We start from the raw sequence: 13,134 nt of genomic DNA on the forward strand, positions 1-13,134 counted from the left end.
TCCGGGCCGCCGCTTCCCGGAATCGGCTCACTCGCCGCAATAGATGAAATCCCGCTTGAACGGGTAGTTCGGCTGGGTGCCTTCGACAGCCTTGCCTGCCAGCACCTGCCACAGCTCCATCCAGCCATGGTCGAACGCGTAGGCCGAGCCCGCCATGTAGATGCGCCAGATGCGGTACTTCTGTTCCCCGATCAGGCGGCGCGCCTCGTCGGCATGTGCCTCCAGCCGGGTCACCCAGTGCCACAGGGTCCTGCCGTAATGAGAGCGCAGGTTCTCGGCGTCGAGGCATTCGAGGCCACTGCCTGCGGCGGCACGCAGCACCTCGGAGGCATGGACCAGTTCGCCGCCCGGGAAGACATAATCCTCGATGAACTCGGAAATGCCGCTGCCCAGGCCGCTGGCTTCAGGTTCGGACGTGGTGATGCCATGGTTGAGCACCAGCCCGCCCGGCTTCAGCAGCGCATTGATTTTGTCAAAATACGTGCGCAGGTTGGGGCGGCCGACGTGCTCGAACATGCCAACGCTGGCGATCTTGTCGTAGCCGCCATGCTCCGGCACGTCGCGGTAATCCATCCGGCGCACCTCGACCCGCCCGGTCAGGCCGCGTTCGGCGATCTGTTCGCTGACATACGCATGCTGGTCGTCCGACAGGGTGATGCCGACTGCACGCACGCCGTAGCGCTCCGCCGCGTGCAGGATCAGTCCGCCCCAGCCGCAGCCGATGTCAAGGAACTGCTCGTCGGGCTGGAGATCGAGCTTGCGGCAGATGTGGTCGAGCTTGGCTTCCTGCGCGGCGTCCAGGCTCATGTCCGGGGTCTTGAAATAGGCGCAGGAATAGACGCGCCGCGAGTCCAGCCACAGACCGTAGAAGTCGTTGGACACGTCGTAGTGGTACTGGATGTTCTTGCGGTCCTTGCTGCGCGTGTGGCGCCACCACTTCCAGCCGTCCGTTCCGGTTTTCGGTGAACAGTCGCCCGCGTTGCACAGGCGGTCGCCGAGCGCGAGGATGTCACGGACATCGCCCTCCAGATCGAGGTTGCCCTCGACATAGGCCCGCGCCAGTGAACCCAGGCTGGGATCGGCCATGGCCTTGAGACTGGCGGCCTGGTGCAACTTCACCCTCACCGCCGCATCGGCAGCGGCACCGACTCGTTCGCCATTCCACAACTCGACAACGAACGGCAGTCCGGATGCCTCCACCCGCCGTCGCACCTGATGAACCAGCAATTGATCCAGCATCACACCTCCTCAAAGGATGGCGGCGCGTTGTCGTAATTGTTTTCCCGCCTGACTATGAATCTAGGACAAATCGACCGCCAATGCAGCCCGAGTGTTGTCTGCCAGCGTCATGGATTCGACGCGATAGGCGTCGAGGTCTATTCCCATGCGTATGGGTGCCGCCGATTTGGCGGCCGCAATCGACGTGGGATCCAGCTCGAAGCGCAGGAAGTGCACCGACGAAGTTTTTTCCTCGTTCTCGCGCTCCAGGTCCTCGTCGGCGATAGCAAACACCTTCGGCTGGTCGGCCACCTGCATCCACACGCGATCCTCGATGCCCTTCAGCTTCGCCAGCGCCACCTTGCGCTCGTCCGGGTCTGAGTACTGGATCATCATGGTGGCCTTCCAGTTGGTCCCGTCCGGAACCAGCGGGTTGTAGGCGTCGAGTTCGTCCTGGATACCGGCCTCCTCGAAGGTGCGCTCGGCCCGCAGCATTTCCTGGATCTGATAGCGCATGGTCTTCTCGTCCTCGAAGATCAGGGTGACGTGGTCGCCCAGTTCGACCATGCGGTTCTTCTTGTGCGCCATGATCTCGGCACGCATCGCGGGACGGACCTTGGCGTAGCCTTCCAGGGTCAGCAGGCTTTCACGGGTAATCAGCGGCATGTTTTTCTCCTTGCAAGCAACAGTTCATTCCAGACCATAGGCAATGCGCAACAGCGTGATCGGGTGCTGTTTCTGCGCCGTGGATTCGCCCATGCCCTGCAGGATATGACGCGCGGCAATCGCGCAGTCGGAACTCACGTAATCGGGCTGCGGTTCGGCCATCTGCCGGAACACCGGCTTGCCGATTTTCATCGACTTGTCGAAGTATTCGCTCTTCACGCCCCAGGTGCCGTCGTGACCCGAGCAGCGCTCGACCATCGTCACCTTGGCGCCGGCCAGTTGCAGCGCATCGCGCGTCTTGTTGCCGATGTTCTGCACGCGCTGGTGGCACGGCACGTGATAGGCCACCTTGCCGAGCGGGTCCTTGAAGTCGGTCTTCAGCAGGCCGTCGACGTTGCGTGCCATCAGGTACTCGAACGGATCCCACATCGCTTCCTTCACCGCCTGCACGTCGGCATCGTGCGGGAACATCAGCGGCAGTTCCTGCTTGTACATCAGCGTGCACGAGGGCACCGCGGTCAGGATCGCGTAGCCTTCGCGGGCCAGTTTCGCCAGATGCGGAATGTTCGTTTCCTTGAGCTTTTCGACGGCATCGAGATCGCCCAGTTCCAGCTTGGGCATGCCGCAGCAGGCCTCCTTGTCGACCAGCACGGTGGGGATTTCGTTGTGTGCCAGCAGCTTCAGCAGGTCGTGGCCGATGCCGGGCTCGTTGTAGTTGACGTAGCAGGTCGCGTAGATCGCCACCTTGCCCGGGGTGCGCTCGCCGGGCTTCACCGCGAAATCGCTGCGCGGTTTCGCGGTGGAACGGAATTTCGCGCTGTCGTATTCGGGCAGGACACGGTCAGGGTGAATGTGCAGCACACTGTCGACCAGCTTGCGGATCGGCTTGTTCTTCAGGCTGGCATTCACTGCCTGGACCACCACCGGAATCGAGGCGAGCTTGCCCATCGCGTCGGTGCTGGACAGAAGCTTGTCGCGGAACGTCGCACCGCCCTTCCTGAACTTGATCGCCTTGGCGCGCAGCATGGTATGCGGAAAATCGAGGTTCCACGGATGCGGCGGCACATAAGGGCATTTGGTCATGTAGCAGAGGTCGCACAGATAGCACTCGTCGACCACTTTCCAGTAGTCGGCCTTGGCGACACCGTCCACCTCCATCGTCGAGGATTCGTCCACCAGATCGAACAGCGTGGGGAATGCGGTACATAGCGACACGCAGCGACGGCAGCCATGGCAGATGTCGAAAATCCGTTCAAGCTCGTGGTTGAGCTTCTCTTCATTGAAGAAATCCGGGTTTTTCCAGTCGAGCGGATGACGGGTAGGGGCTTCGAGGTTGCCTTCGCGTGTACTCATGCGAACTCCAGTTTAGACTTGGTATAAATTCAACTATAGATTCAAAAAAAAGCGGGCCGAACCCGACCCGCTTCTTGCCTGGGCGAAATTAGGCGCCCAGGGTGTCCAGCGTCTTCTGGAACTTGTTGGCGTGCGAGCGCTCGGCCTTGGCCAGGGTCTCGAACCAGTCGGCGATTTCGTCGAAACCTTCCGAACGCGCATCCTTGGCCATGCCAGGATACATGTCGGTATATTCGTGGGTTTCACCGGCAATCGCGGTCTTCAGGTTGTCGGCGGTGGGGCCGAACGCCATGCCGGTAGCGGGGTCGCCGCACTTCTCCAGATATTCCAGGTGGCCGTGCGCATGGCCGGTTTCGCCTTCGGCAGTGGAACGGAACACGGCGGCAACGTCGTTGTAGCCTTCCACGTCAGCCTTGGCTGCAAAGTAGAGGTAGCGGCGGTTGGCCTGCGATTCGCCGGCGAAGGCGGCTTTCAGATGGTCTTCGGTTTTCGAGCCTTTGAGTTGCATAACCTGATCTCCTTGATTTACATAGACATGCTTTGCAGCATTGAAATTTTCACCCGACAGCAACGCGCCCCGCCTCGTATTTATAGCAGGCCCACCGCAGGGTGAAATCCGGTTTTTAGACTAAGTCTAATACCTGAACGAAGATTAAACCCGCTGCGATGACGCTGTCAACCTCGGGTAGAGCGTGGGTGTTGCCGCTTTAGCGGCTTACAGCCACGGCCTGCCCCTTGCGGGTACACTCTTTGTCTGACGGAGAAGACCATGAGCTTTGATAAAACCAAAACCGACGCCGAATGGCGCGCCGAACTGAGCCCCGAGCAGTACCGCATCCTGCGCGAACACGGGACCGAACGAGCGTTTACCGGCCAATACTGGGACCATCACGAGCATGGCGAATACCGCTGCGCCGCCTGTGGCGAACCGCTGTTCTCGTCATCGACCAAGTTCGACTCGGGCACCGGCTGGCCAAGTTTTTATCAGCCCCTGAACACCGACGCGGTGGCCGAAAAAACCGACACCAGCTACGGCATGGTACGTGCCGAGGCGCTGTGCCGTCGCTGCGGTTCGCATCTCGGGCACGTTTTTCCCGACGGGCCCGCCCCCACCGGCATGCGCTACTGCATCAACTCGGCGTCGCTGACGTTCCAGAAAAAACAGGATTGAACCTTGCATATTTTTGACGCCCGGATTGCGGCGATCACACCCGCCACGCCCAGCATCCATACCCTGCGGCTGGCCATTCCCAATGCGGGCTTCCGGTTTCTGCCGGGACAATGGGTGGATCTCAGCATCGATATCGACGGCGCGACGTACACCTCGGGCTATTCCATCACCACCTCGCCCATCCATCAGGGTGCGATCGAACTGGCGATCAAGGCCAGTGCGCGCCATCCCGTGGCGCGCTGGATACACGAGCATGCCCGCGTGGGCGACCGTGTGCGCGTAAGCCAGGGCCAGGGACCATTCGTCTACCTGCCCGAAATGAGCGACAACGTGGTGCTGATCGGCGGCGGCGTCGGCGTCACACCGCTGCTGTCCATCTTCCGCCATGTGCGTGACGCAGTCCTGCCGACCTGTGCGCATCTGGTCTACAGCGTGTCGGACAGCCGTGAAATCCTGTTCCGCGACGAGCTCGAAGCCACGGCCCGCGCACATGACAATCTGCACGTGAGCATCACCGTGACCCAGCCCGACCCGGACTGGAGCGGCCTCACCGGTCGCATCGACCCGGTCAAGCTGCATGCGCTCGAAGTGCCGGATGACACGCTGTACTACCTATGCGGCCCCAAGGGCATGGTCGAGGACATGAGCACCCTGCTGCACGACCTGGGCGTGCCGATGAACCGCATCATCTTCGAGAAGTGGTGGTAGGCCGATTCGACCATTAAACCCCTCCCCTGTTCTGTGTATGTTTAACATTTGATCCAACCGGAGAATTTCCATGCGTACCCTGTCCCTGCTCGCTGCCCTGATTTTCAGCACTTCTGTGATGGCCGGCCCCAATGATGTCGTCCGCCCCTACCCGCCCCAACAGGTCGCAGTAGGGACCTACGTCATCCACGGCCCACAAGGTGTGCCCTCCGCGGCCAACCAGAGCTTCATGAACAACCCGGCCTGGGTTGTCACGAATGACGGCGTCGTGGTGATCGATCCGGGCTCCAGCGTGCAAGTCGGCCGCATGGTGGTGGAGCAGATCCGCAAGACGACCGACAAACCGGTCACCCACGTATTCGACACCCACGTCCACGGCGACCATTGGCTTGGCAACCAGGCGATCCTGGAGGCCTGGCCCAAGGCCACGTTCATCGCCCACCCCGACATGATCAAGCTGGCCAAGAACGGGGCCGACGCCTTCTGGATCAAATTGATGTCGGACATGACCGGCGGTTACACCGACGGCACCCGCGCCGAGATCCCCACCGTCGAGGCAGCCGACGGCCAGGCATTCAAGATCGGCGGCAAGACCTTCCGCATCCACTCGTCGACCGATGCGCACAGCAAGACCGACCTGATGATCGAGATGGTTGAAGACCGCATCCTGTTCACCGCGGACAACGTGCTGAACAGCCAGGTGATGAATATTCGCGACGGCACATTCAAGGGCGTAATGAAGGCGACCGACCGGGCGCTTGCCCTCAACATGGCCCTCTACGTTCCGGGCCATGGCAAGACCGGCGATCGCAAATTCGTCGAAGACCAGAAAGCCTATTTCGCCACGCTGATGTCCGAAGTCCGCCGCATGTACGACGAAGGCAAGAGCGATTACGAAATGAAACCGGTCATCGCCGAGAAGCTCAAGGCCTATCAGGACTGGGCGGAATGGGATACCAATCTGGGCCAGCAGATCAGCCTGGCGATCCTCGAAATCGAGCAGGAATAAAACGATTACACGACCGCGCCGTGCAGCGGCACGGCGCGGCCGCCTCGAGGATCATTCAACCAGCCGGCTGACGCTGGCCACGTGGCCCTGCTGCCATTCCCCATCGAGTCCGATCCATTCGGCGCGGTTGCCGAGCATGCGGACGATGCCGGGACGGCGGTTATTCCCCGTATCGGAAAACTCGAAGCGATAATCGCGCTGGAATTGCAACTGGCCGCTGCCGTTGCGTGCGAAGCGGGTCCGGCTCAGGGCCACACTCTCGTCCAGGAACTGCACCCCGGCCTCGCCGCAGGCGCGGCGCCCCACCACAATGGCCTGTTCGCGCACATGCATGCCGGCATACCAGTACCAGCCGACCACGCCCAACAGCCCCAGCAGCAGGATGTCCCAGCTCACTGCCCGGCGGAATCGGGTTTGACCGGGCTGCGGAACAGCGCCGCCACCTGCTTCTTGGCCGTCGGGCGTGTCAGGGCGGGCGCGCTGTCGGAACGCGGCGCATCGCTTGGCACATACGGCGCGTCGAACAGGGCATCGCGCGCTGCGGCGGGCTTGCTGCGCGGTGCGCTGCGTTCACGCTCACGCTCGCCGTGCCGTTCCGGCCGTGGCGAACGCGACTGGAAGGCCGGCACATCGGCTGCGCCCGGTTCGAAGCCGGGAACAATCACTGGCGGCAGCGTGCTGCCAATAAGTTTTTCGATGTCGCGGAGATAGCGCGTCTCCGCTTCGCTGACCAGCGAGATCGCCTCGCCCAGGGCTCCGGCGCGGCCGGTGCGGCCGATGCGGTGCACGTAGTCCTCGGCGTTGTGCGGCAGGTCGTAGTTGACGACAAAAGGCAGCGCCTCGATGTCGATGCCACGGGCGGCGACGTCGGTCGCCACCAGCACGCGGATGGTGCCGGCCTTGAAGGCGTCGAGCGCCTTGATGCGCTCCTGCTGGGTCTTGTCGCCGTGGATGGCGTCGGCGTGGATGCCGGCCTTGTTGAGTTCGTTGGCGAGCCGGTTGCAGCCCAGTTTCGTCCCGGTGAACACCAGCACCTGCCGCAGGTCACGGCTCTTGATCAGGTGCGCGAGCAGCTGCCGCTTGCGCTCGTGATGCACCGGATGGACCACCTGGGTCACCGTCACGGCCGTGGCGTTACGCGCTACCTCGATGAAGGTCGGCGTGTTGAGGATGCTGTCGGCCAGCTTGCGGATTTCTTCCGGGAAGGTGGCGGAGAACATCATGTTCACCCGCTGCGCCGGCAGCAGCGCGACGATGCGCTTGAGGTCGGGCATGAAGCCCATGTCGAGCATGCGGTCGGCTTCGTCGAGCACCAGGGTGTTGACCTGGGAGAGCGACAGCGTCTTGTTCTGCACGTGATCGAGCAGGCGACCGGGCGTCGCCACCAGGATCTCGACGCCCGTCTTCAGGATCGGGATCTGCGTGTTGATGTTGACCCCGCCGTACACCACCAGCGAGCGCAGCGGCACGTGCTTGGTGTAGGCCTGCACGGCCTCCTCGACCTGGATCGCCAGTTCGCGTGTGGGCGTTAGGATCAACGCGCGGATCGGATGTTTGGCCGGCGAGGTGCCGTTGTTGGCGAACGGCAGCAGGCGCTGGATCAGCGGCAATGCAAAGGCCGCCGTCTTGCCGGTGCCGGTCTGCGCGGCACCGAGAATGTCGCCGCCCTGCAGCGCCAGGGGAATCACCTGCGCCTGGATCGGGGTCGGGGTCGCGTAGCCCATTTCGTCGAGGGCACGCAGGATGTCGGGCGCCAGCCCGAGTTCAGCAAAAGTCGTCAAAGTCTATCCAGTGAATGCTCTGGTTCGGTTAAATTCTGGCCGGCTACATCCGGATCCAGTCGAAACCCGCCGTCTGGCAGGCCACGCGCACGTCGCCATCCGCGCAATCCAGCACCTGGGCCAGTGCGCGCTGCGCCAGGGCGGCCGTGTTGTTCTTGCGCGAGACGTGTGCGGCCATCACGCATTGCAGCCCGCCATGCTTCAGTTTGTCCAACAAGGCCGCCGACTGCCCGTTTTCCAGGTGGCCGAAACGCCCGCCCACACGACGCTTGAGGCTCACGGGATACGGCCCGTTTTCCAGCATCGCGGCGTCGTGATTACATTCCAGCACCAGCGCGTCGACGCCGGCCAGCATGGCCTCGATATGCGGCGTGCTGCAGCCGGTATCGGTCAGCACGCCCAGACGGCGGTTGCCATCGCCGAACACATACTGCACCGGTTCGCGCGCGTCGTGCGGCACGGGAAACGGCTGGATTTCCAGATCGTCCACCGCGAATGCCGCATGGCTGTCGATCACCCGCACCGTCACGCCGTCGAGGTCCTGCGCCATGGCCAGCGTGCCGGCAGTCAGCCACACCGGCAACTTGTGCTTGCGCGCCAGCCGCCCTACGCCGCCGATATGGTCGCTGTGCTCATGCGTCACGACGATGCCGGCGAGATCGCAGACCTCCAGCTTTAACCGAGCCAGCCGCGCAATGCTGTCGGCCAGCCCGAAACCGCAGTCCATCAACACCCGGGTGGAGCCGGCCTCGACCACCAGGCCGTTGCCTTCGCTGCCGCTGCCGAGGCTGGCGAACCGCATCACGCCCGTCCCTGCGTCACTTCAATTCGTCGTGCAACAGCTTGATGATGCGATTCTGCGTGTCGGCGTCGGCCGCCTTGCCGTCGGTGCCGGTGACGCCAACCCGGCTCTTCTCGCCCGCTTCGCTGACCACGATTTGCAGTTGCGGCGAGGTTTGTGTCTTCTTGCTACGCCAGAAGGCAAGCTTGGCGAACATGCCTTCGTCGCGCTTGCTGGCGTTGTCGATACCGGGGTCGATGTAGCGCACGTAGTAGACACCCTTGGAGCGGTCGCGGTCCTCCACGGCAAAGCCCACGCGGTCGAGCGCCAGGCCGACACGACGCCAGGCACGGTCGAAGCCTTCATCCATTTCCAGGACCGGGGCGCCGGCTTCCTTGACGATGCGCGCCATCTCCGGCGCCTGCTGCTTGGCCAGTTGCGCATCGACGCGACTCTTCTCTACGCCGAAGCGCAGCATCAGGCGACGCAGCATCTCGGCCTCGAGTTCGGGGTCGGGCTGGCGCGGCTCCCACACGGTCTTGTCCTGGGCCTCGGTGGCGTAGACTTCCTTCATGCCGCGATGGCTGATGTAGATTTCGGTACCGTTCTTGCCGGTTTCGATCCGGGTGCGGAACTTGTCGCGCTCGGCGGTGGAATACAGGCTGTCGAATACCTTGCCGATCGTACGGCGGATCACGTCCTGCGGGATCTTGGCCCGGTTTTCCGCCCAGTCGGTTTCGATGATGCCGGTTTCGGGCGATTCCATGTTGATGATGAAACCGTTCTCCTGCCAGAAATCCTTGATCACCGGCCACACTTGCTGCGGGGTGGCCTGCACCACCAGCCAGCGCTGGCTGCCGGCGCGTTCGATGTGGGCTTTCTCTTCGGTGGGCAACAGGGTCTGCGCGCTGCTCGGTGTCGCCTTGCGCTCCTGGCTGTAGGCCGACAACGTGGCCGCGCCGCTGCCCTGGCTGTCCGGAATCGCATAACGGTTGTCCGCCGTCGGCGCCACCAGATCGGGCGGCACTTCCAGCGTCGGCAGCTTGCCGGCCGACTTGTAATCGATCTTCTTGGATTCCACGATGCCACATCCCGACAGGGCCACGGCAACCATCACAAACAGGGGCAATAAACGCATAAAAAAGGTGTCCTAAACGAAGGCTGGTATCAAAGCGGCGCGGCCCATCGCACCGTGCTAGATCAATCTGGCGTGACGCAGCGCGTCGCGCACCGTGTCATGCAGTCCGGCAGACAACGGGGTCAGAGGCAGGCGCAAGGCGGGCGAAATCAGCCCCAGCTCCGCGCACGCCCACTTGACCGGAATCGGGTTGGCCTCGACAAACAGCTTGCTGTGCAAGGGCAGCAGCGCATTATTGAGTTCGCGCGCGCGCGCCAGGTTCCCGGCGAATGCCGCGGCGCACAGTTCATGCATCATCTTCGGCGCGACGTTGGCGGTCACCGAAATCACGCCGTGGCCGCCCAGCAGCATGAAGGGCAGTGCCGAAGCGTCGTCGCCGGTATACAGCGCGAACCCTTCGGGCGCGCGGCGCAGCAGATCGGCCGCACGTTCCATGTTGCCGGTCGCATCCTTGATGCCGACGATGCCGGGCACGTCGGCCAGGCGCAGCGTCGTATCGTTTGACAGATCGGTCACCGTGCGTCCCGGGACATTGTAGAGAATCAGCGGCAGGTCGACCGCTTCGGCGATCTTGCGGAAATGCTGGTAGAGGCCTTCCTGCGTCGGCTTGTTGTAATAGGGCACCACGGACAGGCCGGCCTGCGCGCCTGCCGCCTTCGCGCACGCGGTCAGCTCGATCGCCTCGGCGGTCGAATTCGCGCCGGTGCCGGCGATCACCGGCACACGTCCGGCCACCTGCTCGACCGTCGTGCGGATCAACAGGCAATGCTCGTCGTAGCTGACCGTAGGCGATTCGCCGGTGGTGCCGACGATGACGATGCCGTCCGACCCCTCGGCAATATGCCAGTCGATCAGGCGCCGCAGTGTGTCGAGATCGAGCGCGCCGTCGTCCGACATGGGCGTGACGATCGCAACCAGGCTGCCTCTGACCCTATTCATTTCTGCCATCTTGTTTCCGCCGCTATATGGTTCAGACACACGCCGGATTCCCGGCGATGTAACGATAAATCACGCATTCTAATCTATCTGATGGCGCCCGGCTTTTTCTAAATCAGGGCATGCCTGCTGCGATCACGGGACCTGCCCCCTAGCTCTGGGGGGGACGCGGGTTATGCCAGCGTCCGCCGGCAAGCAGCAGATCGGCCTCGGCCGGTCCCCATGTGCCGGGCTCGTAGAGACACGCCGGGTCACGATGCGACAGGACGGGTTCCACCACGCGCCAGGCCGCTTCCACCGCGTCCTGGCGGGCGAACAGCATGGCCTCGCCGTCCATGGCGTCGCCGAGCAGGCGCTCGTAGGCGCTCATTTCATCCGGGTGGTTGTTGCAGACATAGAGTTCGACCGGCCGCCCGACCATGCGGTCGCCCGCATTCTTCGTGCGCGCACCCAGCGCGATGGACACGGTGGGCGACAAACGCATGCGCAGGTAATTCGGAGCCAGCGGCCCCGCCTCGGACAGCGCAAACACGCGCTGCGGCGGAAGCTGGAACTCGGCGCGGATCTCGGTGGTGGTGAGCGGCAGGTGCTTACCGGTCCGGACGATGAAGGGGACGCCGGCCCAGCGCCAGGTATCCACGTAGAACCGTACGGCTGCGTAGGTTTCGGTGTCCGATCCGCGCGCGACGCCCTCCTCCTTCCGATAGCCCTCGTACTGCCCGCGGACCATGTCGCCGGGCTCCAGCGGGCGGATGGCCTTGAGCAGTTTGGCCTGTTCATCGCGCACCGCTTCCGCGCTGGTTCCCAACGGCGGCTCCATGGCCAGCAGGGCGAGGATCTGCAGCAGGTGGTTCTGCAGGACGTCGCGAATGGCCCCGACCGAGTCGTAAAAGCGTCCGCGGCCGGCCACGCCGAAGTTCTCCGACATGGTGATCTGGATCTGCCGGATATGGTTGCGGTTCCAGATCGGTTCGAGGAAGGAGTTGGCGAAACGGAAATACAGGATGTTCTGCACGGCCTCCTTGCCCAGGTAGTGGTCGATGCGGAAGATCCCGGATTCCGGCAGCGCTTCGTACAGCGTCGCGTTGAGCGAGCGTGCCGATTCCAGGTCGCGTCCGAAGGGTTTCTCCACCACGACCCGCGCGCCCTCGGTGCAGCCGGCCGCAGCCAAGCCGCGTACCACGACGGGAAACATGGCCGGGGGGATGGCGAAGTAATGGAGCGGATGCTTCCGGTGCTCCAGGGCGCGGCGCAGCGCCACGTACGTTTCAGGATCTTCGTAGTCGCCGTTGACATAGGTCAGCAGGCTGGCGAGATTGCGGAATACCGCTTCATCCAGCCCGCCGCCAAAATTGACGATGCCGTCGTGGGCGTGGGCGCGCAGGCGCTCGATGTCCCACCCCGGGGAATGCGCCACGCACAGGATCGGCGGCAGCGTGCGACCATGCCGCAGCATGTCGTGCAGCGCGGGAAAGATCTTGCGCCGGGCAAGGTCGCCCGTAGCGCCGAACAGGACCAGGGCATCGGAGATCGGGTTCTCGGTCACGGCATCAGACTCCAGGCTTGTTTCAGGTTGACGTTATAGCAGGCAGGCAGCGCGCGTCGGGACACCCTGTCCACAATTCCCCTCACCTGAGCCTGCCCAGCCAGCCCGTGAGTTGCTCGATGCCCACGCCGACGCCGTGCGCCAGCAACGGCACCGCAGCAATCCAGATGGCCACCAGACCCAATGCCGCCACGCCAAGCCCGACCGACACCATGTCCAGCCCCGGCGTGGTGCGGGCCACGATACCGAACGCCAGCTGGACCAGCAGCGCCAGGGCCAGCAAAGGCAGGGCAAGCTGCACGCCGGTGGCGAACAGCCAGCTACCGGCTTCGGCCAACTGGCGCAGGTCCGTAGCGGCCGGCAGGATGGCGACCGGCATGGCCGCAAAACTGTCGCGCAGGGTATGCACGACCAGCAGATGGCCGCTCGCCCCCAGGAACGCCATCGCCGCCAGCCAGCCAGCCAGCGCACGCCAGGCGGCATCCGCGGGTGCCGCCTGCTCGGCGGTCAGCGCCAGCAGGCCGCCGGTCGCGGTATGGCCAGTCCATACCAGCGCCGCGCTCACCGCAGCAAACACCAGCCATACGCACAACGCCAGCGCCGCGCCCCAGGCGACTTCCATGCCCAGGGCGAGCATGCCTTGCAGCGTGAACGGCGCGGTGGCGCCGAGCGCGAGGCCCGGCGCCAGCACCGCTGCCAGCACGGCGGCCAGGAACAGGCGCAGCAGCAGCGGCAGGCGACCAACCAACGGGTCGAACACGGTCCACCCGGCAAGGCGTGCGAAGGCGAACAGCCAGGCCGCCAGGCCCGCTTCGGTCAGGGGCATG

At 63.7% G+C, this 13,134-nt stretch carries 14 protein-coding genes; 3 read left to right on the forward strand and 11 right to left on the reverse strand.

Translation table 11 applies throughout. The annotated features are described in order from the left end of the window. Positions 1-27: 27 nt before the first annotated feature. From ABT23_RS04400 to ABT23_RS04415, 4 genes are all read right to left on the reverse strand, one after another. On the reverse strand, positions 28-1,239 hold the full coding sequence (locus ABT23_RS04400) for a cyclopropane-fatty-acyl-phospholipid synthase family protein (RefSeq protein ID WP_296631720.1): 1,212 nt from the start codon (positions 1,237-1,239) through the stop codon (positions 28-30). Positions 1,240-1,299: 60 nt separating this feature from the next. After that, a complete protein-coding gene (locus tag ABT23_RS04405; RefSeq protein ID WP_296631723.1) occupies positions 1,300-1,884 on the reverse strand; it encodes a DUF3501 family protein in 585 nt (194 codons plus the stop codon). A 24-nt stretch (positions 1,885-1,908) separates the two neighbouring features. Further along, positions 1,909-3,237, reverse strand: coding sequence for a heterodisulfide reductase-related iron-sulfur binding cluster (locus ABT23_RS04410; protein ID WP_296631724.1), 1,329 nt, complete (start codon positions 3,235-3,237; stop codon positions 1,909-1,911). 88 nt (positions 3,238-3,325) lie between these two features. Continuing rightward, positions 3,326-3,745, reverse strand: coding sequence for a rubrerythrin family protein (locus tag ABT23_RS04415; RefSeq protein WP_018508286.1), 420 nt, complete (start codon positions 3,743-3,745; stop codon positions 3,326-3,328). 261 nt (positions 3,746-4,006) lie between these two features. Between ABT23_RS04415 and msrB the strand changes: the two genes are divergently transcribed. The 3 genes from msrB to ABT23_RS04430 all read left to right on the forward strand — a co-directional run bounded on the left by msrB (position 4,007) and on the right by ABT23_RS04430 (position 6,125). Next, on the forward strand, positions 4,007-4,408 hold the full coding sequence (gene msrB, locus ABT23_RS04420) for a peptide-methionine (R)-S-oxide reductase MsrB (protein WP_296631730.1): 402 nt from the start codon (positions 4,007-4,009) through the stop codon (positions 4,406-4,408). Positions 4,409-4,411: 3 nt separating this feature from the next. Next, complete coding sequence (locus ABT23_RS04425; protein WP_296631732.1) at positions 4,412-5,116, forward strand: FAD-binding oxidoreductase; 705 nt, start codon at positions 4,412-4,414, stop codon at positions 5,114-5,116. Between the two features lie 70 nt (positions 5,117-5,186). Further along, positions 5,187-6,125: an MBL fold metallo-hydrolase gene (locus ABT23_RS04430; protein ID WP_296631735.1), complete on the forward strand. Its 939-nt coding sequence runs from the start codon at positions 5,187-5,189 to the stop codon at positions 6,123-6,125. A 51-nt stretch (positions 6,126-6,176) separates the two neighbouring features. Here the strand turns inward: ABT23_RS04430 and ABT23_RS04435 are convergent, their stop codons facing one another. The 7 genes from ABT23_RS04435 to ABT23_RS04465 all read right to left on the reverse strand — a co-directional run bounded on the left by ABT23_RS04435 (position 6,177) and on the right by ABT23_RS04465 (position 13,133). Continuing rightward, positions 6,177-6,521 (reverse strand): DUF3301 domain-containing protein, encoded by a 345-nt coding sequence (locus tag ABT23_RS04435; RefSeq protein ID WP_296631738.1) that lies wholly within the window; start codon positions 6,519-6,521, stop codon positions 6,177-6,179. Then, positions 6,518-7,906, reverse strand: coding sequence for a DEAD/DEAH box helicase (locus ABT23_RS04440; protein WP_296631741.1), 1,389 nt, complete (start codon positions 7,904-7,906; stop codon positions 6,518-6,520). Before ABT23_RS04440 ends, ABT23_RS04435 begins: the two co-directional genes overlap by 4 nt. A gap of 43 nt (positions 7,907-7,949) precedes the next feature. Beyond that, a complete protein-coding gene (locus ABT23_RS04445; RefSeq protein WP_296631745.1) occupies positions 7,950-8,708 on the reverse strand; it encodes an MBL fold metallo-hydrolase in 759 nt (252 codons plus the stop codon). A gap of 16 nt (positions 8,709-8,724) precedes the next feature. Beyond that, positions 8,725-9,825, reverse strand: coding sequence for an outer membrane protein assembly factor BamC (bamC, locus tag ABT23_RS04450; RefSeq protein WP_296631748.1), 1,101 nt, complete (start codon positions 9,823-9,825; stop codon positions 8,725-8,727). A gap of 57 nt (positions 9,826-9,882) precedes the next feature. After that, positions 9,883-10,773, reverse strand: coding sequence for a 4-hydroxy-tetrahydrodipicolinate synthase (gene dapA / locus ABT23_RS04455; RefSeq protein WP_296631752.1), 891 nt, complete (start codon positions 10,771-10,773; stop codon positions 9,883-9,885). A gap of 139 nt (positions 10,774-10,912) precedes the next feature. Next, a complete protein-coding gene (gene zwf, locus ABT23_RS04460) occupies positions 10,913-12,307 on the reverse strand; it encodes a glucose-6-phosphate dehydrogenase (protein ID WP_296631754.1) in 1,395 nt (464 codons plus the stop codon). An 82-nt stretch (positions 12,308-12,389) separates the two neighbouring features. Continuing rightward, on the reverse strand, positions 12,390-13,133 hold the full coding sequence (locus ABT23_RS04465; RefSeq protein WP_296631755.1) for a flagellar biosynthetic protein FliR: 744 nt from the start codon (positions 13,131-13,133) through the stop codon (positions 12,390-12,392). Between the last annotated feature and the right edge of the window lies 1 nt (position 13,134).

The sequence above is a fragment of the Thiobacillus sp. SCN 63-57 genome (assembly GCF_001725555.1).
Taxonomy (GTDB): Bacteria; Pseudomonadota; Gammaproteobacteria; order Burkholderiales; family Thiobacillaceae; genus Thiobacillus.

Coding starts and splice junctions, on each gene's coding strand:
- ABT23_RS04400 (WP_296631720.1), bottom strand. CDS start 1,239: ATGCTGGATCAATTGCTGGTTCATCAGGTGCGACGGCGGGTGGAGGCA.
- ABT23_RS04405 (WP_296631723.1), bottom strand. CDS start 1,884: ATGCCGCTGATTACCCGTGAAAGCCTGCTGACCCTGGAAGGCTACGCC.
- ABT23_RS04410 (WP_296631724.1), bottom strand. CDS start 3,237: ATGAGTACACGCGAAGGCAACCTCGAAGCCCCTACCCGTCATCCGCTC.
- ABT23_RS04415 (WP_018508286.1), bottom strand. CDS start 3,745: ATGCAACTCAAAGGCTCGAAAACCGAAGACCATCTGAAAGCCGCCTTC.
- msrB (WP_296631730.1), top strand. CDS start 4,007: ATGAGCTTTGATAAAACCAAAACCGACGCCGAATGGCGCGCCGAACTG.
- ABT23_RS04430 (WP_296631735.1), top strand. CDS start 5,187: ATGCGTACCCTGTCCCTGCTCGCTGCCCTGATTTTCAGCACTTCTGTG.
- ABT23_RS04445 (WP_296631745.1), bottom strand. CDS start 8,708: ATGCGGTTCGCCAGCCTCGGCAGCGGCAGCGAAGGCAACGGCCTGGTG.
- bamC (WP_296631748.1), bottom strand. CDS start 9,825: ATGCGTTTATTGCCCCTGTTTGTGATGGTTGCCGTGGCCCTGTCGGGA.
- dapA (WP_296631752.1), bottom strand. CDS start 10,773: ATGGCAGAAATGAATAGGGTCAGAGGCAGCCTGGTTGCGATCGTCACG.
- ABT23_RS04465 (WP_296631755.1), bottom strand. CDS start 13,133: ATGCCCCTGACCGAAGCGGGCCTGGCGGCCTGGCTGTTCGCCTTCGCA.